Source organism: Thalassococcus sp. (assembly GCF_982780845.1).
This window is the reverse complement of the sequence record NZ_CEYADA010000014.1, coordinates 1-23169: the sequence shown is the minus strand read 5'-3', so window position 1 is coordinate 23169 and position 23169 is coordinate 1. Positions and strand designations below refer to the sequence as shown.

Sequence of the window (23169 nt, the reverse complement as noted above, 5' to 3'; positions counted from 1 at the left end):
AACTTAGCCGTTCACTGCGTCTTTCAGAGCTTTCAGCACGGTTACTTTAACCTGCTTGTCGGCTTCTTTTTTGAACTGTTCACCAGTTGCGGGGTTGCGAACCATACGCTCAGGACGTTCGCGAACATAAATCTTACCAACGGAAGGCACGGTCAGCGCGCCACCTGCGGCGACTGTTTCGTGGATCAGGTCAGTCAGACCGTCCAAAGCTGCGCCAGCAGTTTTCTTGTCACTGCCCATTTTTTCGGCCAGTGCCGCCACCAGCTGGGTCTTTGTCATCGGCTTAGACATTATAGGTCTCCTTTTTGGCCCAAATCTCTAGGGCATGTGTCGCAGTAATTAACAGCATATTGCGGTATGACACAACGATTAGCAGGCCAATAACCGCAAAAAACAAGGGGTTTTTTGCCTTTTTCGCCCTTTAGAGGAACGCTGTTTCGTCGAAGCTACGCAACTTCCGGCTGTGGATGCGTGCCAAGGGCATTTCGCGCAGCAATTCCATCGCGCGAATCCCGATCATAAGGTGCCGAGATACCTGCGTTTTATAGAAATCCGATGCCATGCCGGGCAGTTTCAGTTCGCCGTGAAGCGGTTTATCGGACACGCAAAGAAGCGTCCCGTAAGGCACACGGAAGCGGAAACCGTTCGCAGCAATTGTGGCGCTTTCCATGTCCAAAGCGACCGCGCGCGACTGGCTCAGGCGCTGCACAGGCCCCTGTTGGTCGCGCAATTCCCAGTTCCGGTTATCGACAGATGCCACCGTGCCGGTCCGCATCACGCGCTTCAGCTCATAACCTTCAAGCTGGGTTTCCTCGGCCACAGCCTTTTCCAACGAGGTCTGGATTTCAGCCAAGGCCGGAATCGGAACCCAAACCGGCAGATCGTCGTCCAGCACCTTGTCTTCGCGCAGATAGGCGTGAGCCAGCACGAAATCCCCAAGGCTTTGCGAATTGCGCAGGCCGGCGCAGTGGCCAACCATGATCCATGCATGGGGACGTAGAACGGCAATGTGGTCCGTCGCGGTTTTCGCGTTAGACGGCCCCACCCCGATATTCACCAGCGTGATGCCAGACCCGTTCGCCCGTTTCAGGTGATAGGTCGGCATTTGCGGCATCTTGGCCGACGGCGGCAGTTCGGCGTCAGCATCGGTGATCGTCGCGTTGCCGGTCGACACAAAGCTTGTGTAGCCGCTGTCCGGATCAGCCAGCATGCGGCGGGCAAAAGCCTCGAACTCGCTGACGTAAAACTGGTAGTTGGTGAACAGAACGTGGTTCTGGAAATGCTCGGGGTCGGTGGCGGTATAATGCGCCAGACGTGCCAGCGAATAATCCACCCGCTGCGCAGTAAACGGCGCAAGGGCCGCCGCACCGTCGGCGGCAGGCTTGGCCAAACCGTTCACGATGTCATCGTTGGTGGTGTTCAGGTCCGGAACATCAAACACATCGCGCAGGGTGAAATCAGACGCCCCTTCCTGCGGCACAGCCATGTTGGAATAGGCTGCAACGGCAAAGTGCACGGGGATCGGCGTATCAGACAAGCCGATTTGCACAGGCACGCCGTGGTTTTTCACCAAAAGCTCGATCTGCTGCTCCAGATAATTGCGGAACAGATCAGGGCGCGTCACCGACGTCGCATGCACACCGGGTTGCGATACGTGACCAAAGCTGAGACGGCTGTCGACGCTGGCAAAGGTTGTCGTCGCGATGCGGATTTCGGGATAATAGGCGCGGTACCGAACACCGGGATGGCCGTTTACCATCGCCTTGGAAAAGGCATCGACCAGATACCCAACGCCCGCCTGATAAAGCTCGACCAACCGATCCACCGCCGCCTTGGCATCGTCGAACAGCTCGGGTGCTGCGACATCAGGCGTTTCAATTTGTAGGGTGGCTTGTTGGTCCTGCATCTTTTCCTCGTTTTTATAGATGCGCGAAGGTGACACCAAAGTAGGTGTCGTTCAAGCGCGGCAACGCATCAAAATCGACGTTTTCTGCTGCATTTTCGCATTTAAGCGAACTTCCGCACCGTCAGTTTGCGTTCGCTTGTGGCAAAGGCCTTTTCTTTTTCAACGCGACAGGCGACGGTCCCGCGCAGGGATGAATGAGGGATACTATGGAACAGAAAACCGCTCTGGTGACGGGCGCGGCCCGTGGGATTGGTCTGGCAACAACAAAACTGTTTCTTGAGGCAGGCTGGTCGGTCGTCATGGTCGACCGCGATGCCGAGGTTCTGCAAAGCGAAGCTGCGGCACTGGACAACGCCACAGCAATCGTCTGCGACGTGTCTGATCCGCAAGCCGTTGACGACATGGCTGCCGAAGCGGTGGCGATCAACGGACGTATCGATGCGGTTGTGAACAACGCAGGTGTGGCCGATTTCGGACCTATCGAGGAAACCGATTTCGCCCGCTGGCGGCGCGTGATGGAAACCAATCTGGACGGGGTGTTTCTGGTATCTCAGGCACTGATCCCCGCGTTGAAAATGACCAAAGGCGCGCTGCTGAACATCGCGTCGATCTCTGGCCTGCGGGCCTCAACGCTGCGGGTGGCCTACGGCACGTCCAAAGCTGCGGTGATCCAGTTGACCAAGCAGCAGGCGGCAGAACTGGGCGAATACGGCATCCGTGCCAACTGTGTCTGCCCGGGCCCTGTGCGCACCAAGCTGGCGATGGCCGTTCACAGCCAGGACATCATCGATGCCTATCACGACGCGATCCCCCTGAACCGCTACGGCAGCGAACAGGAGATCGCCGAGGTGATCGTCTTCCTGTGTTCAGACAAGGCATCTTATGTGACGGGCCAGATCGTGGCTGCTGACGGTGGCTTTGAATCCACAGGCGTGGGTCTGCCTGCCCTGCGCAAATAATCAATAGAGCAAGAAAACCATAAAAAAGGGCCGCCCGAAAAGGCGGCCCACTGTACGTTTTGGCGTTCCGTTACTGGATGCGCTGACCGTTCGCGATGACGTGACCCTGTTCGTTGATCTCAACCGTTGTGGTCACACTGTCATCACCCGCCGGAATGGTGAACATCCCCAGCATCATGCGCGCGCCCATCAGGTCGTCGGGGCTGATAAAACCAAGCTCGCCCAGCTTATCCAGCACAGCGTTTGCACCGGTCAGGCCCAGCGCGATCCGGCCTTCGGGGCGCGGCACGCCATCAAAGGTTTCCATATCCGAATTGTCGAATGTGAAGCCACCCTCGCCCGTCAGTTCGGCCCCCAGCACGTTCACACGCAAACGATCCAGCGAAAGCGACCGGATTTCACCGGGCGCCTCGTTGGTGTTTTCCAGCGCTGCCATCGCCTCGACATCAAAGAAATCCAGCTCGGACAGGACATAACCGCTGACACCCAGATCAAGCGTCATCGGATCACGCGGCAGGGCGGCCTGCGGATCGAACATCGACCAGATCATCTCGGACATTTCCAGATCGGCAAGCGTCAGACCCAAATTGAACATCTGCTCTTCTTCAGAGGCGACGATAGGCATCTTCAGGGCGAAGGCCGAATTGCCGACCGAATAGGACAGCGGCAACGGGAATTCAGGCGTCATCAGATCCGTTTTGGTTTCAGCCGCTTTTCCCTCGATCACCATGCCGTTGTTGGACACGGACAATTCATAGTGGCCACCAGCCGACGAAGTATTGAACGTACCGTCGCCTTCGGATTTCGACGTGAATGTCCCGATCATCGTGCTGGACGCGAAATCCATCAAGATGCCGCCGCTCATACCCGCATCAAGGCTGGCCTGCATATCGTTAGGATCAACACCTTCGGGCATGTCAGAAGACAGCTTGACTCTCGTATCTGTCATCGACCCGCTGAACGCGCCGGTATCACCGGTTTCAGGATCGGCGAAATTCATCTTGTAGGTGATGTTTTCCGCAACAATGCTTTCCGCAAGTTTGTTAAAGCCTTCCTCGGACACTGTCGTCGCGGTGCCGGACACGCCGTCCATATTCAACAGAAAATACGCCACGTTGTTCCCGATCGAGATGCCGTTGATCGCCAGATCGGTCAGCTCGATCGCAATGCCTGCGCCTTCGAAGGTATACAGCATGTCATCGGGTGCGCCGGATGCGATGATGGACACGTCATTCAGACGGTAGTCCAAGGTGATATCGACGGGCGGCTCGTCTGCCGGTTTGACCTGCACGCTGATCGGCATCGAGTCAGGGAAAGCCATGCTAACCGTGCCATCGCCCAGATCGGTCAGAACGACCTTATCGGCAGAAAAGCTGAAGCTGCCTTCTTCTTCGGGGAAGGCCATCGACAGAACCATATTGTCGATAACAAGCGTGTCACCCACGCGGGTTTGATCCCCCGCCATCTGGTAACCATAGGCTTCGTAGTATTTACTCATGTCTGCCCAAACGTCTTCCGGGGTGACATCCGCAAAGGACACCGCAGGTACAGAGAATGATGCAGCCGCCAGACCGCAGATCATAAATTGGCTGAAACGCTGGTCATAACGCATGGTGGATCCTTTCCGAAAAGTGACAAACGAATAGGTTAAGGGTCAACCGCCGGAAGCCGGGGGTCAAGGGGCTAGACCGCAAGATATTGGATAGATACGTATTTCACTCGTAACTGAAAGGAGTTGGCATGGATTTGACAGGAAAAGTGGTTCTGATCACGGGTGCCAGCCGCGGAATCGGCGCAGCCGCCGCGCGGGAATTCGCCGATGCCGGTGCAAAAGTGGCCTTGGTTGCGCGTGGCGCGGACCAAATCGCTGATCTGGCTGGTGAAATCGGCGAAAACGCCGTTGCGATTCCCTGCGATATCTCGCGCTACTGGGAGGTCGAGCAAGCCGTCGAAAACTGCATCAAGGCCTTCGGTCGTCTGGACGTTCTGATCAACAACGCGGGCGTGATCGAACCGGTCTCGCATCTGGCCGAGGCCGATCCCGATGCGTGGGGTCAGGTCATCGACATCAACCTCAAAGGCGTCTTTCACGGCATGCGCGCAGCACTGCCCGTGATGCTGGAACACGGTGGCGGTACGATCCTGACCATCGGGTCCGGCGCGGCTCATGGCCCGGTCGAAGGCTGGTCGCATTACTGTTCCTCCAAAGCGGGGGCACTGATGCTGACCCGCATGGCCAACAAGGAATACGGCGACAAAAACATCCGCGCGATTTCGCTGTCACCCGGCACGGTCGCCACCCAGATGCAGAAGGAAATCAAAGCTTCGGGCATCAACCCAGTCAGCCAGTTGGACTGGTCCGATCACATTCCGCCGGAATGGGTGGCCAAGACATTGGTGTGGATGTGCGGCTCTGACGCAGACACATTCCTGGGCGATGAGGTATATTTGCGCGATCCGGATATTCGCAAAAAGGTTGGCGTTGCATGATCACCGTAGAAGACAAAGGCGACCTGCGCATCGTCACCATCGACCGTCAGGATAAGGCCAATTCCCTGACTGCCGAAATGCTGGAACAGCTGGCCATCGCGGCCGAGGGTGCGACCGACAAACACGCCTTTGTCCTGACAGGCGCGGGCAAGGTGTTTTCCGCTGGTGCCGATCTGGATGCGGCCAAGGCCGGACTGGCCGTGTCACCCTTGTGGGAACGCCTGTCTGGGGCCATCGCGGCCCTGCCCGGCCTGACCATCGCCGCGCTGAATGGCACGGTGGCGGGTGGCGCGATGGGGATGGTGTTGGCCTGTGACCTGCGCATCGCCACGCCCGGCACCAAGGTGTTCTATCCGGTGATGAAACTAGGCTTCCTGCCGCAGCCATCTGACCCGAAACGGCTGGCGGCAATTGCGGGGCCGTCGCGGGCCAAGATGATCCTGATGGCGGGCGAGAAGATCACCGCGCAAGAAGCGCAGGTTTGGGGGCTGATCGACAAGATCGTCGAACCCGAGGACCTGATGACAACTGTGGATGAGTTGACCGCCGATGTGCTGGCAGCAAAAATCGATCACGTGCAGGGCATTAAACAACTGATCTGAAATTTGTTGTGATCAGGTCAAATCACTGAGAATGCTGGGGTAACGCAAATTCTGCAGCAATTTCGCGCTCAGGATTTACGGGCAAAACGGCGCGTGCTTTCCCCCTGACATATTCCGTGGTTTTGTTTTCTTATGACCTTACTGAACCCGGTTAGCCAAACTTGCGAACCCGTTTTCGTTAATGCACGGCCCTATCCCCAACCGGACAACGGCCGCCACCTATCCTATCCCTCTGGTGGCGGCCTTTTTTCTGAAATGAATTCACATTGCCCGACGCGCCCTTTTCTTCCCTGATGCCCGACGCGACGACCCCGCCAGAGGATGGCGCGCGCATTCTGTTTTTCAGCGGCGGCACCGCGTTGAACGGCATTGCACGGCAATTGAAACGCTACACGCACAACAGCGCCCATCTGATCACACCCTTCGACAATGGCGGCAGTTCCCAAGTGCTGCGCGCGGCCTTCGATATGCCCGCTGTGGGTGACATGCGCAGTCGTCTGATGGCCCTCGCGAACGAGGACACGCCGCATCAACGGGCCATCTTTTATCTGTTCAAACACCGCCTTTCTGCGGATGCGACTAAGACAGCGCTGCGGGCTGAGCTTCGTTCATTCGTCGATGCCTCGCATCCGTTGATGCAGGATATCCAAGGCCCCATCCAATCCGAGGTCTTGGGGCTGCTGCATGACTTCCTGCAAATTGCGCCTGACGATTTCGACTATCGCGGGGCAAGCGTGGGCAACCTGATTTTGACCGGCGCCTATTTCCGCTGCGGACGACAGTTGGCACCGGCGATCGAACAGATGGCGCGACTGGTCGACATCCAAGGGCGGGTGCGCCCCATTGCAGACGTCAATCTGCATCTGGGCGTGGCGCTGGCGGATGGTCAGCTGGTATTCGGGCAACGTCATTTCACCGGCAAAACAACCGCCCCGATCAGCGCCCCGATCCGACGGCTGTTCATCACCAACGGCACGCAAGAGGTGCTGCCCGCCAGCGTTGCCCTGAATGCTGAAAACCAGACCCTGATCGCCAACGCCGACGTCATCTGTTTCCCGCCGGGATCGCTTTTTTCCAGCGTCATTGCGAACCTGCTGCCAGCCGGCGTCGGACGGGCCGTGGCGCAAAGCGATGCGCGCAAGGTCTATATGCCGAACCTCGGACATGACCCCGAGGCCCTGGGCATGACGCTGAGCGATCAAATCACCGGCCTTTTGGCCCCGATGATGTCCGACACCCCCGACACGCTTTCGGCCCGCCAGTTCATCACCGATATCCTGTGCGATCTAAGCGTCCCGCAACAGGACTGCGACGCCGTTTCCGAACGCTTCGGGATCGCCTGCCACCGCCTGCCGCTGGCATCCTCGAATGCGGAACGTTACGATCCGCAGACCGTTTGCCAGACCCTGATTGGCATGACCTCGGACACCGCCCGAAACACGGCTGCCGCAATACCCGTCGCCTGAGAATTGGCGGCCCTGCACAGCAGGCTTGCAGACTCACCCAAGCTTGCGTATACGACCCCCAACAGCGGCGCGTCGGCCTCGGTCGAAGCTCCACCGGGAAACATCGACGGGCCGCGCGCCCGTTTTTTTGTGCCTGAACGTCAGGCCCGTTAGAATAAGGATACCGGAAGCTTAATGAGCGACCTGATTGCCAAAACGTCCATGGACCAGCGGCTGGCCAGCATCGTGGGCCCTGTCATCGAAGACATGGGATTCGAACTGGTGCGTATTCGCCTTCAAGGCGGCAACACGCCCCTGCTGCAAATCATGGCCGAACGCCCCGAAGGCGGCATCGAAGTGGATGAATGCGCGCAGATTTCCACGGCTGTGTCTGCGGTTCTGGACGTAGAAGACCCGATTATCGACGCCTATACACTTGAAGTCTCGTCCCCCGGCATCGACCGCCCGCTGACGCGCATCAAGGACTTCGAAACATTCGAAGGCTACGAGGCAAAGCTTGAGACGCAGGAACTGATCGACGGCCGCAAACGCTTTAAGGGCGTTCTGGCTGGCGTCGAGGACGGCGAAGTTCTGATCAATATTACAGAAGGCACTGTCGGCCTTCAGTTCGACTGGCTGGCAGATGCCAAGCTGGTTCTGACCGACGACCTGATCAAGGAAATGCTGAAAGCCCGCAAGGCGCAGGGCTTTGACGAAACCGAGTTTGATGACATCGTGGCCGACGACGGCCAGAACGAGGAGTAAGACCCAATGGCCATTACCTCTGCCAACCAGCTTGAGCTTTTGCAGACCGCCGAAGCGGTTGCACGCGAAAAGATGATCGACCCTGCGCTGGTCGTTGAAGCGATGGAAGAAAGCCTCGCGCGGGCTGCCAAGTCGCGCTACGGCTCGGAAATGGACATCCGCGTGTCCATCGACCGCAAGACAGGTCGCGCCACATTTACACGCGTCCGCACCGTTGTCGAAGATGACGAGCTGGAAAACTATCAGGCTGAAATGACCGTCGAGCAGGCCAAGCAGTACATGGCAAACCCTGCCGTGGGCGACCAGTTCGTAGAAGAGGTTCCGCCGGTCGATATGGGCCGTATCGCCGCGCAATCCGCCAAGCAGGTCATCCTGCAGAAGGTGCGCGAAGCCGAACGTGACCGTCAGTACGAAGAATTCAAAGACCGCGCAGGCACCATCATCAACGGTGTGGTCAAGCGCGAAGAATACGGCAACGTCATCGTCGACGTGGGTCGTGGCGAAGGCATCCTGCGCCGCAACGAAAAGATCGGCCGCGAAAGCTATCGCCCGAACGACCGTATCCGCTGCTACATCAAGGACGTACGCCGCGAAGCGCGTGGACCGCAGATCTTCCTGTCCCGTACAGCGCCCGAATTCATGGCCGAGCTGTTCAAGATGGAAGTGCCGGAAATCTACGACGGCATCATCGAAATCAAGGCCGTCGCCCGTGACCCGGGTTCGCGCGCCAAGATCGCCGTTATCTCCTACGACAACTCGATCGATCCGGTCGGTGCCTGTGTGGGTATGCGCGGTAGCCGTGTTCAGGCCGTTGTGAACGAACTGCAGGGCGAAAAGATCGACATCATTCCGTGGAACGAAGACGTTCCGACATTCCTTGTGAACGCGCTGCAGCCGGCAGAAGTGTCCAAGGTTGTTCTGGATGAAGACGCCGAGCGTATCGAAGTTGTTGTTCCCGACGAACAGCTGTCGCTGGCCATTGGCCGCCGCGGTCAGAACGTCCGTCTGGCATCCCAGCTGACCGGTCTCGATATCGACATCATGACCGAAGAAGAAGAATCCAAGCGTCGTCAGGCCGAATTCGAAGAGCGCACCAAGCTGTTCCAGGCCGCGCTGGACGTGGACGAATTCTTTGCCCAGCTGCTGGTGTCCGAAGGCTTCACCAACCTCGAAGAAGTGGCTTACGTCGAGATCGAAGAACTTACCGTAATCGACGGTGTGGACGACGACACGGCAACAGAACTGCAGGCCCGTGCCCGCGACGTTCTGGAAGAGCAGGCACAGCGCGCACTGGCACATGCCCGTGAACTGGGTGCCGACGACAGCCTTATTGAATTCGAAGGCCTGACACCCCAGATGTTGGAAGCACTGGCAGAAGACGGCGTGAAAACGCTGGAAGACTTTGCCACATGCGCCGACTGGGAACTGGCAGGTGGCTGGACCACCGACAACGGTCAGCGCGTTAAGGATGACGGCATTCTGGAAAAGTTCGACGTCTCTCTGGAAGAGGCACAGTCCATGGTCATGACCGCCCGCGTTCTGCTGGGTTGGGTTGATCCGGAAGAACTGGAACATGGTAGCGAAGAAGAGATCGACGAAGATGCGATCGAAGCTTCGGAAGATGAGGCGTAAAACCACGTGACACGCGGTGGGGCACATAAAGACCGTTCTGACGGTCCCGAACGGAAATGCATCGCCACAGGCGAGGCTCAGCCGAAGTACGGGTTGATCCGTTTCGTTGCGGGACCAGACGGCCAGATCGTTCCTGATCTGGCGGGCAAATTGCCCGGTCGGGGCTTTTATGTTGCGTCTGATCGCGCGGCGTTGGAAAAGGCCGTTAAGAAAAACCTGTTTTCTCGGGCCGCCAAACAGCCCGTGAAAGCGCCCGACGATCTGGTGGACATGCTGGAACCCATGCTGGCCCGCCGCGTTGTCGAACTGATCAGCCTGGCCCGCAAATCCGGCAATGCCGTTGCGGGCTACGAAAAGGTCAAAGACTGGCTGCAAAAAGAAGAGGCCGAGGTACTGATTCAGTCCTCTGACGGATCTTCTCGGGGAAAAAGCAAACTAAGTACCCCGCACTACGGCAGTTACATCGGTTGGCTCACCTCGGACGAGCTGGGCATGGCCTTTGGTCGGGAAACTGTGATACATGCCGCGCTTGGCGCTGGCGGACTCACGAAACGTGTTGTAGAGGATGCCCAACGTTTGAAGGGCCTACGCGTCGGAACGTCCGATGCAAAGACGGCGGCAGGGGCTGCCGGGAAGGATAAGAGAGCTTCATGAGCGATAACGACGGTAAAAAGACTTTGGGTGTACGTGGCGGCGGGCCCCGTTCGGGGAACGTCAAGCAAAGCTTTAGCCATGGCCGGACCAAGAACGTCGTGGTGGAAACCAAACGCAAGCGCGTTGTGGTGCCCAAAGCGGGCGCTGGCGCGGCTGGCAAAGGTACCGGCTCGGGCAGCAACGCAGCAGCAGCCGCTGCAGCGAATGCACGACGTCCCGGTGGCATTTCCGAAGCGGAAATGGAACGGCGCCTGAAGGCTCTGCAGGCTGCGAAAGCCCGCGAAGTCGAAGAAGCCGCTCAGCGCGAAGCCGAAGAAAAGGCCCGCGAAGAAGAGCGCAACCGCCTGCGCGCCGAGAAAGAACAGAAAGAGCGCGAACAGCGTGAAGCCGAAGAGCGCGCACGCGCCAAGGCCGAAGAAGAAGAACGCGCACGCGTCGCCGCAGAAGAGGCCAAGAAAGCCGAGCGCGCCGCAGCAGCCAAGCCTGCCGCAGCCGCCGCGCCCAAAGCCGCACCTGCCGACAAAGACGGTGGCCCTGCCCGCACAGGCGCAGGTGCAAAACCCGCACCCGCAGCACCGCGCAAAGCCGAGCGTGAACGCGAAGAGCGTGGCCGTTCGACCCGTGGTCGCGACGACGGTGGTCGCCGTGCAGGCAAGCTGACCCTCAACCAGGCGCTGTCCGGTGAAGGTGGCCGTCAGAAATCCATGGCCGCGATGAAGCGGAAACAGGAACGCGCCCGTCAGAAAGCGATGGGTGGCAACGCTGTCCGTGAAAAGGTCACACGTGACGTTCAGCTGCCCGAGGCGATCACGGTTGCCGAACTGGCCAACCGTATGGCCGAGCGCGTGGCAGACGTTGTCAAATCGCTCATGCAGATGGGTGTAATGGCGACACAGAACCAGACGATCGACGCCGATACAGCGGAACTGATCATCGAAGAGTTCGGCCACAAGGTAACCCGCGTTTCCGACGCTGACGTCGAACAGGTCATCGAACAGGTCGAAGACAGCGAAGACGATCTGAAGCCGCGTCCGCCGGTCGTGACCATCATGGGCCACGTCGACCACGGCAAAACATCGCTGCTGGACGCGATCCGCAACACCAAGGTTGTCACTGGCGAAGCCGGCGGCATCACGCAGCACATCGGTGCGTATCAGGTCACAACCGACTCTGGCGCGGTTCTGTCGTTCCTCGACACACCGGGCCACGCGGCCTTTACCTCAATGCGTTCGCGCGGTGCCCAGGTCACGGACATCGTTGTTCTGGTGGTTGCTGCCGATGACGCCGTCATGCCGCAAACCGTCGAAGCGATCAGCCACGCCAAAGCGGCTGGCGTTCCGATGATCGTTGCGATCAACAAAATCGACAAACCCGCCGCGAACCCGACCAAGGTCCGCACCGACCTGCTGCAGCACGAAGTTGTTGTGGAACAGATGTCCGGTGACGTCCAAGACGTCGAGGTTTCCGCGCACACCGGTCAGGGTTTGGACGAACTGCTCGAAGCCATCGCGCTTCAGGCGGAAATCCTTGAACTCAAAGCCAACCCCGATCGCCCCGCTCAGGCGGCCGTGATCGAAGCCAAACTGGACGTAGGTCGCGGCCCCGTTGCCACGGTTCTGGTTCAGAACGGCACACTGCGTCAGGGCGATATCTTCGTCGTCGGCGAACAGTGGGGTAAGGTCCGTGCGATGGAAAACGACCGCGGCGAGCGCGTGAAGGAAGCAGGCCCGTCCGTTCCGGTCGAGGTTCTGGGTCTGAACGGCACACCCGAAGCAGGCGACGTTCTGAACGTGACCTCTACAGAAGCACAGGCGCGCGAGATCGCGGAATACCGTGCTCAGGTCGCCAAGGACAAACGCGCCGCTGCCGGTGCCGCCACAACGCTTGACCAGCTTATGCAGAAGGCGAAAGACGATCAGAACGTGGCGGAACTGCCCATCCTGGTCAAAGCCGACGTGCAGGGCTCTGCCGAAGCCATCGTTCAGGCGATGGAAAAGATCGGCAACGACGAGGTCCGCGTCCGCGTTCTTCACTACGGTGTTGGCGCGATCACGGAAACCGACGTGGGTCTGGCCGAAGCATCCGGTGCGCCGATCATGGGCTTCAACGTCCGTGCCAACGCTTCCGCACGTAACACCGCCAACCAGAAGGGCGTCGAGATCCGCTACTACAGCGTCATCTATGACCTCGTGGACGACGTGAAAGCAGCCGCATCCGGCCTGCTGTCCGCCGAAGTCCGCGAACGCTTTATCGGCTATGCGAAGATCAAAGAGGTCTTCAAGGTCACAGGCGTTGGCAAGGTTGCAGGCTGTCTGGTCACAGAAGGCGTTGCCCGCCGTTCCGCAGGCGTCCGCCTACTGCGCGACGACGTGGTTATCCACGAAGGCACGCTCAAGACCCTCAAGCGCTTCAAAGACGAAGTGGCCGAGGTCCAGTCCGGTCAGGAATGCGGTATGGCGTTTGAGAACTACGACGATATCCGTCCCGACGACGTCATCGAAATCTTCGAGCGCGAAGAGATCGAACGCAAACTGGACTGATCCGGTTGATATAAGAACAAAAAGGGTCGCCTCAGGGCGGCCCTTTTGCTTTTCAGGGGCAAAATCAGGCACCCCGAGTTATCACTGCCATCCGAACGTTTCCCACGCTGTAAATTCTTAGCGTCCCAGCGAATGTCTGCCTGGCGCCCAACGTGTCGGATGCCGCACGTCGCGCCAATCTCCACTCTCTCAGAAAGCAGCCCAAAACGTGCTGACACCAGCGCGACCAGGAACATTCTCGCATGAAAAAGTCGCTCTCATTCCCAGATTAAGCCGGATTTCTCTTATAGGTAGAGCTGCGTAGGTGGAGATTTTCGATGAAATATTTGATCATGGTCGGCTTTGTTCTGACGCTTTTCGTTTCTGCTATTGCGCTTTACAACGCGTTCGTTTGGATCGGAATTCCAAGTTGGGCGATCTTTATGACCAGCGGTTTGATCGCCTTCGCAACATGGCGATATCCCCGAAAGGTCGAGGTGGTCGAGGCCGCGGCAAACGCGACGGTTGGGCAGCGTGATACCCCCATTGAACCGCGAACAAAAACTTTGGTGGATGAAAGCGACGAAATTGCGAGTCTGCGCAAAACGCTTGGATTGCGAGAAAAGCTGATCAAGGAAATGCAAGAAGATCGCAATCTGCAACGTCAGCGCAGAGAGGCGGCCGAGGAACTGTATCAGCGGGAATGCCATGAGTCAGAAAGAAAATCGATCAGCCCGTCCGTCAGAGCGCTTTTCGAAGAGCACGTGAAGGACGCTGTCTTTCTCGTTCACGAAAGTCCGGATCACGCGCAATCCAATTCTGCGTTTGGAGGCCTCCCACGGCTGCCAGACGGTGTTGAGTGGCCGAGAGGCGCACGTTCCCCCTACCACTTCTTGGCTTCGGTGCACTTGGACGAACTGCCTGTCTCCGTAATTCCGAGCGATTTCCCCAAATCGGGGGTCCTGTATTTCTTCCTTGATCTGTCCGAAGGGCACTCGGTTGACGGTGCAGTGCTTTTTGTCGAAAGCGCCGGAGAAACAGTAACGACCCCGCCGGATGATCTTTGTGGAATTTGTGACGTTCTGTCCCAGAGAGGCAGCCCGCGTGCCCTACCGCGGCGGTCGGTCCGTGCGATCGAAGGCAAGACGCTTGATGACGGCGCCATCGCTGCCCTTCAGTTGACCAGGGCGGAACATGAATTGCTGACGGAAATGGACGAAATCAGCATTGCTGCCTCGATCAAACAGGCAATGGATAGACCGGACCTGATGATCTACGAATGTCGGCCAGACATGATCGGCGGGCCGGAGAAATATCCACTCTGTGGTTCTGGAAATCGGGGGCTCCGTCTGTTGCGGTTGGAAGGCGGCACCATACCAGAATTACCTTTCGGCGACGGCGGAGAGGTCGAGTTCCGTATTTTGCCCGAAGACTGCAAGAATAAACGTTTTGAGCGAGTTTGGATCGAAGGGTCACTCGGCAGCTGACCCCTGTACGGCTGCTCTTTTTAAACTGCATAGGATGATCTAAGGCGTTGCCCAACTGCACCGCGCCGATTGGAGTGCTTCAGGGCAGAAGGCACCAAAGCGGTCATTATTTTGTTTATAATCAAGGTTGGCTTCGCCCATAGTGCGGACGTCCCTTTCTCTGTATAGGGACAAATTCAGCCGATCCTCTACGGTGGCACGATTGTCTGCGCCTAAGGCGCGGGAACTTGCATGTCAGGACAGCGTCTGCACTTAATCCATGAGGACCAAAGAAGACTGGCAAAAGTTTCAGAGCATGAGAACCTACCGGATTAACGGCAGGCAATTCTCCACGCTTGAGGAGTTTTTCGAAGAGATCAGCCGCGTTCTTATTCCCGGTTCATATTGGGGTCGCAATCTGGATGCGTTCAACGACATTCTGCGCGGTGGTTTCGGGACGCCGGATAAAGGCTTTATACTGTTTTGGGAAAATTCCGATCTGTCTAGATCCCGATTGGGCTACGCGGAAACCGTTCGTCAACTGGAGCTGCGCCTGGAACGCTGCCATCCGACGAACAGAAACTCGGTTAAGAAACAACTGAGAAACGCACACAACAACAAGGGCCCTGTCGTTTTCGACTGGCTGGTTGAGATTATCCGCGTGCACGGAGCTGACGGGGAAGAGGCAGAGGACAACGTGATCCTCAAGCTACAATAGCGAAGCGAACCTTAGTGCAGGCCTTATGAACGCCGGCAAAGTCCCGCACGCAACACTTGTGCACGCCCCAAACAAAAAGGGAGGACCGTCGTCCTCCCTTCTGTCTATCTGGAAGATAGTCTGTTCAGATCAGGCGCCGATGGGCTTGCCTGTGAAAAGCTGTTGCCCCACACGGACGACCATGCGGCCGTCAGGCAGCGTTTTTTCAAGGATACCCTGCACGGATACGCAGCTTCCGAGTACGATAGTTTTGATCATGTGATGTCCTCCCCAGAACAGCACTCAAGATAAACGAACGTGCGGCCTTCGCAATAGTTTCTATCTAAAGATGACCATCCGAAACTTAAGCCAATAGGCTAAGTTTTGCTTACAGCCAGTCGCGCAAAATCGGGATCAGGGGCACGTCTGCGGCGGGCATCGGGTATTGGTTCAGATCGCGCGCCGCGACCCATTTCAGCGCCTGTCCTTCACGGCTTTGCGGCACGCCGTCCCACTTGCGGCAGGCAAACAGTGGCATCAGCAGGTGGAAGTTGTCGTAGCTGTGGCTGGCAAAGGTCAAAGGCGCCAGACAGCTGGCCCAAGTGTCGATGCCCAGTTCTTCCTGAAGCTCGCGGATCAGCGCGACCTCGGGCGTTTCGCCCTGCTCGACCTTGCCTCCGGGGAATTCCCACAGACCGGCCATGGATTTGCCTTCAGGCCGTTGGGCCAGCAACACACGGCCGTCCACATCGATCAGGGCAACAGCCGACACCAGTACAGTTTTCATCAAAGGCAACTCCGGTAATGCGGGCGGGGCCGAAACCCCGCCCAAAGTCTTTTACGAACGGTAATCCGCGTTGATCGAGATATAGCCGTGGGTCAGGTCACAGGTCCAAACCGTGGCTGTGCCCTCGCCCAGACCGATATCCACGTTCAACGTGATCTCGGGTTGCTTCATCTGCGCAGCGCCCTGTTCTTCGCGGTAGTCGGGCGATACCCAGCCCTTTTCCGCGACCAGCACGTCGCCAAAACGGATGCTGAGCAGATCACGATCCGCAGCCGCACCGGATTTGCCGATCGCCATCACAACGCGACCCCAGTTCGGGTCTTCACCCGCGATTGCGGTCTTCACCAAGGGCGAGTTCGCAATGGCCAGCGCGTGGGTGCGTGCGTCTTGGTCATTGGCAGCACCTGTGACGTTAACGGTCACGAACTTGGTCGCGCCTTCACCGTCACGCACCACCTGATGCGCAAGGTCCATGAACACCGCTTCCAGCGCTTTTGCAAAGGCTTCGGTTTCTGCCGTCACCTCAACCCCCGACGCCCCTGTCGCGCCGCACAGCAGCGTGTCAGAGGTCGACGTGTCGCTGTCGACCGTGATGCAGTTAAAGCTGCGGTCGTTGATCCGGCTGACCAGCGTTTGCAGGTCTGCGCGGCTGATCTTGGCATCGGTAAAGATGTAGACCAGCATCGTCGCCATATCCGGCGCGATCATGCCCGACCCTTTGGCGATTCCCGCGATTTTGACCGTGCCACCGGGCAGATCGACAACCTGCGACGCGCCTTTGGGGAAGGTATCGGTGGTCATGATCGCCATGGCCGCATCTTCGATGCCGTCCGTGCTCAGCTTACCCGCCAGTTCTTCGACCTTGCCGGTGATCCGGTCGTGCGGCAGCCGTTCGCCGATCACACCGGTCGAGCTGGTGAACACACGGTCTGCGGACAGGCCTGTGACCTCGGCCACCTTTTCGCAAATCGCACGAACCGAGCCTTCGCCCGCGCGGCCCGTAAAGGCATTCGAGTTGCCCGAGTTCACGATGATCGCCGCGCCCGCATCGCTGTCGCCGCCGATTTTGGCCTGACAGTCCAGCACGTTGGCCGACCGCGTGGCAGAACGGGTGAACACCCCCGTCATCACGCTACCGGGATCAAGAAGCGCCAACATGACGTCCTTGCGTCCCGCATACCTCACGCCCGCCTCGGTCGAGGCAAAGCGGACACCGGCAATGGCTGGCAGGTCCGGAAATTTTTCCGGCGCCAGAGGTGACCGTGTGGTGATCTTGGCCAATTATTCCTCCAAAAGCTCAAGATTGGACAAAACAGAGGTATCAACGTCGTTGGTGTCGGTTTTTGTGACATCAGCAGCGTCGACGTATTCTTTGATCATGGCCTGCACGCCTTCCTGTTCGATCTGGCCCGCGATCTGTTCACGAACCTCTTCCAGCGCAGGGGCACCCTGTTCGCGGGTTTCGTTCAGCTTGATCACGTGCCAGCCGAACTGCGTCTGGACAGGGGCGGACACAGCGCCGACCTCAAGCTCCATGACAGCCTGTTCGAAGGGTGCAACCATCTGGCCTTCGCCGAACCAGCCCAGCGCGCCACCGGACGGGCCGGACGGGCCTGTGGATTTTTCCTTGGCCAGCGCTTCGAAATCCGCGCCGCCTTCCAGTTCGGCAACCAATGCGGCGGCTTCTTCTTCGGTTTCCACAAGGATGTGGTTCGCGTTGTATTCCAGCTTGGGCTCGACCGAGCCAAATAGCTCGGCGTATTTCGCCTCGATCGCTTCGTCTGTCACCAGATCCTGCGAAACCACGGCCAGACGCTCGGACGCGACCAGCGCGCGACGTTCGTTTTCCAGTGCCAGCTTAACGCGGTTGGTTTCTACTGCTTCGGGCTGTTGGGCCAGAACCTCTTGCTGGATCAGCTGATCCAGAATGCCGTCCCACAGAACCGTGTCGGGCATTTGCTGATACTGTTCGGGCAGACCTGCGCGCACCATCAGCATGTGACCCAGTTTGATTTCAACGCCGTTGACCGTCGCAACGACTGTGTCGGCGGTAACTTCGTCTTGGGCGTGCGCCGCAACCGGCAGGGCCAGCATCATTGCCAGACCTGAAACTCGGCACATACGGGACAGGCTATCGGTAAAGTGAAGCATTTAAACGACCTTCTTCTAATGCCGCACAGTGGCGGCGTTGACACTGGGTTGAGCGGCCCTTACATCGCCAAGGTGGCTGTTTCAGGCCGGTCTTTTCCCCAGTGTCTTATGGGCTGTGTGCAAGACGGGCAAGCAAATGCCGCACACTTTGATGTCAGACACGAAAGTGAGACCATGCTAGGAAAACTCGCGCGCAAGGTGTTCGGAACACCGAACGACCGTAAAATCAAGGCGACGCGCCCTCTGGTCGAGCAGATCAATGCGCTGGAGCCGGACTTCCAGAAGCTTGACGACGCTGGCCTGATCGCAAAGACCGAAGAATTCAAGCAACGTCTTGCCGATGGCGCATCCCTGGATGATCTGCTGCCCGAAGCGTTTGCCAACTGCCGCGAAGCCGCTCATCGCGCCCTGGGCCTGCGCGCCCACGATGTCCAGCTGATGGGCGGGATTTTCCTGCATCAGGGCAACATCTCGGAAATGAAGACCGGTGAAGGTAAAACCCTTGTGGCGACCTTCCCTGCCTATCTGAACGCGCTGACAGGCCGTGGCGTCCACGTCGTGACCGTGAACGACTATCTGGCCAAGCGTGACGCCGAATGGATGAGCAAGGTCTACGCCGCCTTGGGTCTGACAACCGGCGTTGTCTACCCGCGTCAGGACGAAGCCGAAAAGCGCGAAGCCTACGCCGCTGACATCACCTACGCGACGAACAACGAACTGGGCTTTGACTATCTGCGCGACAACATGAAGTCGGAACTCAAGCAGATGTCCCAGCGCGACCACTATTTCGCGATCGTGGACGAGGTCGACTCGATCCTGATCGACGAAGCGCGGACACCGCTGATCATCTCGGGCCCCGCGCAGGACCGTTCCGAACTGTATCAGAACGTTGACCGCGTCATTCCTGAACTGACCGACGATCACTTCGAGCTGGACGAAAAAACCCGCAACGTGACCTACACGGATGAGGGCAACGAATTTCTGGAAGCCCGCCTTCAGGCCCTTGGTCTGCTGGAAGAGGGTCAGACGCTCTATGATCCGGAATCGACCACGCTGGTCCACCACATCAATCAGGGCCTGCGCGCGCACAAGCTTTACACCAAGGACAAAGACTACATCGTGCGCGATGGCGAAGTTGTCCTGATCGACGAATTCACAGGCCGTATGATGCCGGGTCGTCGTTTGTCCGAAGGCCTGCATCAGGCGATCGAGGCCAAGGAAGGCGTGAACATCCAGCCGGAAAACGTCACGCTGGCCTCGGTTACGTTCCAGAACTATTTCCGCCTGTACGACAAACTGGGCGGCATGACCGGTACGGCCCTGACCGAAGCCGAAGAATTCATGGAAATCTATGGCCTCGGCGTTGTCGAAGTTCCGACAAACCGCCCCATCGCCCGTATCGACGAAGACGACAAAGTCTATCGTACGGCCAAGGAAAAATACGCGGCCATCGTCGAAGAAATCAAACTGGCCCACGAAAAAGGCCAGCCGGTTCTGGTCGGCACCACGTCGATCGAGAAATCGGAAATGCTGTCGGCCCTGCTGAAAGAAGCCGGCCTGCCGCACAACGTTCTGAACGCCCGCCAGCACGAGCAAGAGGCGCAGATCGTCGCCGACGCCGGTAAGCTGGGCGCGGTGACCATCGCCACCAACATGGCGGGTCGTGGTACAGACATCAAACTGGGCGGCAACGTGGAATTCCAGATCATGGAAGCCATCGCAGCCGATCCCGAAGCTGACCCCGATGCCATCCGCAGCCGCATCGAGGCCGAACATAAGGACTCGGAAAAGGCCGTGATGGAGGCCGGTGGCCTGTTCGTTCTGGCAACCGAGCGCCACGAAAGCCGCCGTATCGACAACCAGCTGCGCGGTCGTTCCGGCCGTCAGGGTGACCCGGGCCGCTCTTCGTTCTTCCTGTCGCTGGACGACGACCTGATGCGCATCTTCGGCTCGGAACGTCTGGACAAGGTGCTGTCCTCGCTCGGCATGAAAGAGGGCGAAGCAATCATCCACCCCTGGGTGAACAAATCGCTGGAACGCGCTCAGGCCAAGGTCGAAGGCCGCAACTTTGACATCCGTAAGCAGCTTTTGAAATTCGACGACGTGATGAACGATCAGCGTAAGGTGATCTTCTCGCAGCGCCGCGAAATCATGGAAGCCGAGGATCTGTCCGAAATCACACAGGACATGCGCCATCAGGTCATCGACGATCTGGTCGACGCCTACGCGCCGCCGAAATCCTATTCTGACCAGTGGGACACAGAGGGCCTTTATGCCGCTGTGATCGAAAAGCTGGGCATCGACCTGCCGATCATGGCGTGGGGTGAAGAGGACGGCGTCGATCAGGACGTGATCCGCGAACGTCTGGAAGAAAAGACAGACGAACAAATGGCCGAAAAGACCAAGGCCTTCGGCGAAGACACCATGCGCCAGATCGAAAAGCAGATGTTGCTTCAAACGATCGACGGCAAATGGCGCGAACACCTTCTGACGCTGGAACACCTGCGTTCGGTTGTAGGCTTCCGCGGCTACGCGCAGCGTGATCCGCTGAACGAATACAAGAACGAATCCTTCCAGCTGTTCGAATCCATGCTCGACAGCCTGCGCGAAGAGGTCACCCAGAAACTGGGTCAGGTCCGTCCGATGACCGAAGACGAGCGCAACGCCATGATGCAGCAGATGCTGCAACAGCAAGCACAGGCCCAAGCTGCGGCCCGCGCCGCTCAGGCGGCAGCCGCGGCCCCCGCGCCCGACGCCGGTCAACCCGCAGCCGAACGCACCCCGCTCGTCGCAGGCTTTGACGAAACCGATCCCAACACGTGGGGCAACCCGGGCCGGAACGACCCCTGCCCATGCGGATCGGGCGAAAAGTTCAAACATTGCCACGGCCGTCTGGCCTGATCCGTATCAGATAAAAAACGCCCCCTTCTCGGGGCGTTTTTTGTTTGAGGCATCCGTTAAGGATTTCGGACGCGCGTTGACCGCCCTGACATCAACGCAGTCAATCCGACTCTGAAAACCGGAATCAAAACGGGCGAATTGCGGGCGATTGTTCACAGGATTGCCCTAATGCGGTCTGGGGCGCGCCTTATGCTGGCCCCTTTTATTACCGAAATTACTCCGCAAGGATAGTTTTGCGGAGGCTGTTATGGCCCAGAAAAAGTCTATTGTTCTTGGTGGTGCAACACTGTGCGTCGCATTGGCGACCGGCTATGTGATGCAATTCGGTTTTGAACTGCCATCGCAATCCAAAAGCGGCTCGCCCGCAACCGTGCAGGTCAGCGCGATCACCGACACATCTGCGAAAGCGGATGAACCGGTCGCTGCCGCCGAAATGAACGCCCTGCCCAGCCTTCCGCTGGATGCACTGACCGATGCACAGTTGCCCGACACACCTGTTGAAATGGCCGCTGTTCAGGATGATGCAGCCCCCCTGCCCGGTCCGGTGCTGGAGCAACCCCAGATTAGCCCCGACTGCGCCATCGACATGACTGCCACAGCCGCCGCAGGCGCCATGGTCGACGTGTCCATCAAAGCGCCCTGCAATGCGTCCGAACGCTTTACGCTGCACCACAACGGCATGATGGTGACCGAAGTCACCCAGCCCGACGGCACAGCAACCCTGTCCATCCCTGCGCTGTCTGAAACAGCTGTGTTCATCGCGGCCTTCACCAACGGCGAAGGCGGTCTGGCACAAGCAGATGTACCCTCGCTGCCGTTCTATGACCGCGTGGTCGTACAGTGGCGCGGTCAGGCGGGCCTGCAACTTCACGCCCGCGAATTCGGCGCGAACTATTTCGATCAGGGTCATATCTGGCACGACGCCAAAGGTGACATCGCCGAGGCCGCACAAGGCAAAGGCGGCTTCCTGACGCGCATCGGCAACGAAGACACGCCCGATGCCTTGGTCGCCGAAATCTACAGCTTCCCCGCAGGCACCACCGCCCGCAACGGCGACATCGCCCTGTCGGTCGAAGCCGAGGTGACACTTAGAAACTGCAACACAGATGTCGAAGCCCAAACGCTGGACATGCGCGCCGGTGGCGACCTCAAGGTGCAGGATCTGACACTGGCCATTCCCGAGTGCGGCTCAGTTGGTGATTTTCTTGTGTTGAAAAACCTCATAGAAGACCTGAAGATCGCATCCAACTAAGACCGGTGGGACGGACGTTTCTATGCGTTATGTACGTGCGGCGATCAGCGCCGCACTTTTTCTATTCTTCACGGTGAACGCCGTCGCCGCCCAAGACGTGACCCTTCGGTCGCGTGACGGGGCGATTGAACTAAGCGGCACGATGCTGGGCTTTGATGGCGAATTCTATCGTCTTCGCACCCAGTACGGCGAACTGACCGTTGATGGCTCTGGCGTGCTCTGTGAAGGCCCCGGATGCCCGTCTCTGACCGACTTTGTCGCTGAACTGTCTGTCTCCGGCTCTGCCACCCTTGGCGCGGTGCTGATGCCCGCCCTGCTGGAAGGGTTCGCGCGCAACAACGTCATGACGACCGAGCGCGAGAAACTGGAAGACACCCAGTTTCTCTACACCCTGAAAAACGTCGACACCGGCAAACCCGTGGGCCGTTTCACCTTCCGTGTGACCAACACCGACGAAGGCTTTGCCGATCTTCTGGGCGATGACGCCGACATCGTGATGGCCTTACGTGAAATCCGCGACGAAGAACTGGCCCGTGCGCGCGAGGCTGGCCTTGGCGATCTGGAAGAACCCAACCGCAGCCGCGTTCTGGCGCTGGATGCTATGGTGCCGATCGTGGCACAGGAAAACCCCGTTGGTTCGATCTCGCTTGCGGAACTGTCGGGCATCCTGACCGGTCGGATCGACAACTGGTCGACGCTTGGCGGGCCCGATGCGCCCATTGCGCTGCACCTGCGCGACGCGCTGTCTGGCCTGTCGCAAAGCATCGAAGACCGGTTTCTGCCCGCCAACGCCGATCTGCCCGAAGGCACGCTGCGCCACGGGACCAACAGCACCTTGGCCGAGGCCGTTGTGCGCGACCCCTTTGGCATCGGCATCGCCAGCTTTTCGGAAACCGGCAGCGCCAAGACGCTTACGCTCAAGGGCGGATGCGGCTTTAAATTG

Annotated in this window: 20 protein-coding genes; 13 read left to right on the top strand and 7 right to left on the bottom strand. The window is 58.5% G+C overall.

All coding sequences use genetic code 11. The features are described 5' to 3' along the window. Positions 1-3: 3 nt before the first annotated feature. Together AC4FIA_RS14550 and AC4FIA_RS14545 are read right to left on the bottom strand one after the other, a co-directional pair. Complete coding sequence (locus tag AC4FIA_RS14550; RefSeq protein ID WP_103909086.1) at positions 4-291, bottom strand: HU family DNA-binding protein; 288 nt, start codon at positions 289-291, stop codon at positions 4-6. 130 nt (positions 292-421) lie between these two features. Beyond that, on the bottom strand, positions 422-1906 hold the full coding sequence (locus AC4FIA_RS14545; protein ID WP_490366451.1) for an AMP nucleosidase: 1485 nt from the start codon (positions 1904-1906) through the stop codon (positions 422-424). Positions 1907-2112: 206 nt separating this feature from the next. Between AC4FIA_RS14545 and AC4FIA_RS14540 the strand changes: the two genes are divergently transcribed. Beyond that, positions 2113-2865 (top strand): SDR family NAD(P)-dependent oxidoreductase, encoded by a 753-nt coding sequence (locus tag AC4FIA_RS14540; protein WP_490366450.1) that lies wholly within the window; start codon positions 2113-2115, stop codon positions 2863-2865. Positions 2866-2935: 70 nt separating this feature from the next. Here AC4FIA_RS14540 and AC4FIA_RS14535 read toward each other — a convergent pair whose 3' ends face one another. Next, complete coding sequence (locus AC4FIA_RS14535) at positions 2936-4477, bottom strand: DUF2125 domain-containing protein (RefSeq protein ID WP_490366449.1); 1542 nt, start codon at positions 4475-4477, stop codon at positions 2936-2938. A 128-nt stretch (positions 4478-4605) separates the two neighbouring features. On the opposite strand from AC4FIA_RS14535, the gene AC4FIA_RS14530 reads away from it, so the two are divergent. From AC4FIA_RS14530 to AC4FIA_RS14490, 9 genes are all read left to right on the top strand, one after another. Next, positions 4606-5355 (top strand): SDR family oxidoreductase, encoded by a 750-nt coding sequence (locus AC4FIA_RS14530; RefSeq protein WP_490366448.1) that lies wholly within the window; start codon positions 4606-4608, stop codon positions 5353-5355. Continuing rightward, positions 5352-5957, top strand: coding sequence for an enoyl-CoA hydratase/isomerase family protein (locus AC4FIA_RS14525; protein WP_490366447.1), 606 nt, complete (start codon positions 5352-5354; stop codon positions 5955-5957). The genes AC4FIA_RS14530 and AC4FIA_RS14525 overlap by 4 nt, the downstream gene beginning before the upstream one ends. Positions 5958-6223: 266 nt before the next feature. Continuing rightward, positions 6224-7423 carry a GAK system CofD-like protein gene (locus tag AC4FIA_RS14520; RefSeq protein ID WP_490366446.1) on the top strand — a complete coding sequence of 400 codons (1200 nt, stop codon included), beginning with the start codon at positions 6224-6226 and terminating at the stop codon, positions 7421-7423. 174 nt (positions 7424-7597) lie between these two features. Continuing rightward, positions 7598-8167, top strand: a complete 570-nt coding sequence (gene rimP / locus AC4FIA_RS14515) for a ribosome maturation factor RimP (protein ID WP_103909092.1) — start codon at positions 7598-7600, stop codon at positions 8165-8167. A 6-nt stretch (positions 8168-8173) separates the two neighbouring features. Further along, positions 8174-9799 (top strand): transcription termination factor NusA, encoded by a 1626-nt coding sequence (nusA, locus tag AC4FIA_RS14510; RefSeq protein WP_490366445.1) that lies wholly within the window; start codon positions 8174-8176, stop codon positions 9797-9799. A gap of 6 nt (positions 9800-9805) precedes the next feature. Beyond that, complete coding sequence (locus AC4FIA_RS14505; protein WP_103909094.1) at positions 9806-10453, top strand: RNA-binding protein; 648 nt, start codon at positions 9806-9808, stop codon at positions 10451-10453. Next, positions 10450-12993, top strand: coding sequence for a translation initiation factor IF-2 (gene infB, locus AC4FIA_RS14500; RefSeq protein WP_490366444.1), 2544 nt, complete (start codon positions 10450-10452; stop codon positions 12991-12993). The genes AC4FIA_RS14505 and infB overlap by 4 nt, the downstream gene beginning before the upstream one ends. Positions 12994-13310: 317 nt before the next feature. Beyond that, on the top strand, positions 13311-14459 hold the full coding sequence (locus AC4FIA_RS14495; protein ID WP_490366443.1) for a DUF1963 domain-containing protein: 1149 nt from the start codon (positions 13311-13313) through the stop codon (positions 14457-14459). 295 nt (positions 14460-14754) lie between these two features. Continuing rightward, positions 14755-15156 (top strand): barstar family protein, encoded by a 402-nt coding sequence (locus AC4FIA_RS14490; protein WP_490366442.1) that lies wholly within the window; start codon positions 14755-14757, stop codon positions 15154-15156. A 129-nt stretch (positions 15157-15285) separates the two neighbouring features. Here the strand turns inward: AC4FIA_RS14490 and AC4FIA_RS14485 are convergent, their stop codons facing one another. The 4 genes from AC4FIA_RS14485 to AC4FIA_RS14470 all read right to left on the bottom strand — a co-directional run bounded on the left by AC4FIA_RS14485 (position 15286) and on the right by AC4FIA_RS14470 (position 18073). Then, positions 15286-15414: a hypothetical protein gene (locus AC4FIA_RS14485; RefSeq protein ID WP_490366441.1), complete on the bottom strand. Its 129-nt coding sequence runs from the start codon at positions 15412-15414 to the stop codon at positions 15286-15288. Positions 15415-15523: 109 nt separating this feature from the next. Then, positions 15524-15922, bottom strand: coding sequence for an 8-oxo-dGTP diphosphatase MutT (mutT, locus tag AC4FIA_RS14480; protein WP_490366440.1), 399 nt, complete (start codon positions 15920-15922; stop codon positions 15524-15526). 51 nt (positions 15923-15973) lie between these two features. Beyond that, positions 15974-17203: a bifunctional glutamate N-acetyltransferase/amino-acid acetyltransferase ArgJ gene (argJ, locus tag AC4FIA_RS14475; protein WP_490366439.1), complete on the bottom strand. Its 1230-nt coding sequence runs from the start codon at positions 17201-17203 to the stop codon at positions 15974-15976. Then, entirely contained in the window at positions 17204-18073 is an 870-nt protein-coding gene (locus tag AC4FIA_RS14470) for a peptidylprolyl isomerase (protein ID WP_287474295.1), read from the bottom strand. It lies immediately after the preceding gene. Positions 18074-18247: 174 nt separating this feature from the next. Between AC4FIA_RS14470 and secA the strand changes: the two genes are divergently transcribed. The 3 genes from secA to AC4FIA_RS14455 all read left to right on the top strand — a co-directional run. Continuing rightward, positions 18248-20974, top strand: a complete 2727-nt coding sequence (gene secA / locus AC4FIA_RS14465; RefSeq protein WP_490366438.1) for a preprotein translocase subunit SecA — start codon at positions 18248-18250, stop codon at positions 20972-20974. A gap of 247 nt (positions 20975-21221) precedes the next feature. Next, on the top strand, positions 21222-22226 hold the full coding sequence (locus AC4FIA_RS14460; RefSeq protein WP_490366437.1) for a translocase: 1005 nt from the start codon (positions 21222-21224) through the stop codon (positions 22224-22226). A 22-nt stretch (positions 22227-22248) separates the two neighbouring features. Beyond that, positions 22249-23169, top strand: a 921-nt coding sequence (locus AC4FIA_RS14455; RefSeq protein ID WP_490366436.1) for a substrate-binding domain-containing protein, incomplete at its 3' end; no start/stop codon positions are given.

Excerpts from the sequence above, each read along its gene's own strand:
- AC4FIA_RS14550 (WP_103909086.1), bottom strand. The coding sequence starts at position 291 with ATGTCTAAGCCGATGACAAAGACCCAGCTGGTGGCGGCACTGGCCGAA.
- AC4FIA_RS14545 (WP_490366451.1), bottom strand. The coding sequence starts at position 1,906 with ATGCAGGACCAACAAGCCACCCTACAAATTGAAACGCCTGATGTCGCA.
- AC4FIA_RS14540 (WP_490366450.1), top strand. The coding sequence starts at position 2,113 with ATGGAACAGAAAACCGCTCTGGTGACGGGCGCGGCCCGTGGGATTGGT.
- AC4FIA_RS14535 (WP_490366449.1), bottom strand. The coding sequence starts at position 4,477 with ATGCGTTATGACCAGCGTTTCAGCCAATTTATGATCTGCGGTCTGGCG.
- AC4FIA_RS14530 (WP_490366448.1), top strand. The coding sequence starts at position 4,606 with ATGGATTTGACAGGAAAAGTGGTTCTGATCACGGGTGCCAGCCGCGGA.
- AC4FIA_RS14525 (WP_490366447.1), top strand. The coding sequence starts at position 5,352 with ATGATCACCGTAGAAGACAAAGGCGACCTGCGCATCGTCACCATCGAC.
- rimP (WP_103909092.1), top strand. The coding sequence starts at position 7,598 with ATGAGCGACCTGATTGCCAAAACGTCCATGGACCAGCGGCTGGCCAGC.
- nusA (WP_490366445.1), top strand. The coding sequence starts at position 8,174 with ATGGCCATTACCTCTGCCAACCAGCTTGAGCTTTTGCAGACCGCCGAA.
- infB (WP_490366444.1), top strand. The coding sequence starts at position 10,450 with ATGAGCGATAACGACGGTAAAAAGACTTTGGGTGTACGTGGCGGCGGG.
- AC4FIA_RS14495 (WP_490366443.1), top strand. The coding sequence starts at position 13,311 with ATGAAATATTTGATCATGGTCGGCTTTGTTCTGACGCTTTTCGTTTCT.
- AC4FIA_RS14490 (WP_490366442.1), top strand. The coding sequence starts at position 14,755 with ATGAGAACCTACCGGATTAACGGCAGGCAATTCTCCACGCTTGAGGAG.
- AC4FIA_RS14485 (WP_490366441.1), bottom strand. The coding sequence starts at position 15,414 with ATGATCAAAACTATCGTACTCGGAAGCTGCGTATCCGTGCAGGGTATC.
- mutT (WP_490366440.1), bottom strand. The coding sequence starts at position 15,922 with ATGAAAACTGTACTGGTGTCGGCTGTTGCCCTGATCGATGTGGACGGC.
- AC4FIA_RS14470 (WP_287474295.1), bottom strand. The coding sequence starts at position 18,073 with ATGCTTCACTTTACCGATAGCCTGTCCCGTATGTGCCGAGTTTCAGGT.
- secA (WP_490366438.1), top strand. The coding sequence starts at position 18,248 with ATGCTAGGAAAACTCGCGCGCAAGGTGTTCGGAACACCGAACGACCGT.
- AC4FIA_RS14460 (WP_490366437.1), top strand. The coding sequence starts at position 21,222 with ATGGCCCAGAAAAAGTCTATTGTTCTTGGTGGTGCAACACTGTGCGTC.